We start from the raw sequence: 999 nt of genomic DNA, 5'->3' as shown, positions 1-999 counted from the left end.
GCCCATCACATTGTGCAGGTAGCGCACGCGGCCGTCGACGCCGCCCTCGTTCGTGAAGTTGGCCGCGCGGCCTGCCGCGCTGAGCACCGGGGCCTCGAGCTCGACGCCGACGAGCCCCCAGGTGCCGCACGAGATGTAGGCGAAGTCGTCGCTGAGGGCAGGCACCGCGACGACGGCGGATGCCGTGTCGTGCGAGCCGATGGCCGTCACGTCGATCGGGGCGCGGGCGCCGATCTCGCCGGCGACGTCAGGGAGCAGGGAACCGATCCGGGTCCCGGCATCGACGAGGCGCGGGAAGATCCGGCGGTCGAAGCCGAGCCGGTCGATGAGCGGTTCGTCCCACTCTCGGCTGCCGACGCCGAGGAGGCCGGTCGTTGATGCGTTGGTGCGTTCGGCGACGGCGACGCCGGTGAGCCAGTAGTTCAGAAGATCGGGCACGAGCAGCACCTGGTCGGCCTGGTCGAGCGAGCCGGCGGTCAGGTCTGCGGTCAGCTGGTAGAGCGTGTTGAACGGCAGGAACTGGAGTCCGTTGGCCGCATAGAGTTCGGCGGGTGTGGCGATCCGGTGGACGAGATCGACAGCGGGCTGGGTGCGCGCATCGCGATAGTGGTACGGGAGTTGCAGCATCCGCCCCTGCCGCAGCAGCGCGTAGTCGACGGCCCAGGAGTCGACGCCGATGCTCACGAGGGCGGGCTCTTCCGCGGCGGCGGTCCTGAGACCGGCGAGCACATTGCGGTAGAGCTCGACGATGTTCCAGTGCAGCGAGGGATGCCCGTCCTCATTCAGGCGGATCGGCCCGTTCGCGAAGCGGGCCACCTGGCGGAGGCGCAGCTCGTTCGGCCCGACGTGGCCGAGCATGACCCGGCCGCTCGTGGCGCCGAGGTCGACGGCCGCGACGACTGCGGCATCCGTGCTGGTGGTCATCTTCGTGCTCTCTGCTCGTCAGAACTTAAAGGAGTTGCCGTTTCGGACGACTGCGGCCGGTGTGCCGGCCACAGT

Annotated in this window: 1 protein-coding gene; it reads right to left on the bottom strand. The window is 69.5% G+C overall.

Going from position 1 to position 999, the window contains the following annotated elements:
• A partial coding sequence (locus QN345_RS19415; protein ID WP_323509162.1) for a rhamnulokinase occupies positions 1-924 on the bottom strand: 924 nt, incomplete at its 3' end.
• Between the last annotated feature and the right edge of the window lie 75 nt (positions 925-999).

It is taken from the genome of Cryobacterium sp. 10I1 (assembly GCF_035019805.1).
GTDB classification, from domain to species: domain Bacteria; phylum Actinomycetota; class Actinomycetes; order Actinomycetales; family Microbacteriaceae; genus Cryobacterium; species Cryobacterium glucosi.
This window is presented reverse-complemented; position numbering and strand designations above follow the sequence as displayed.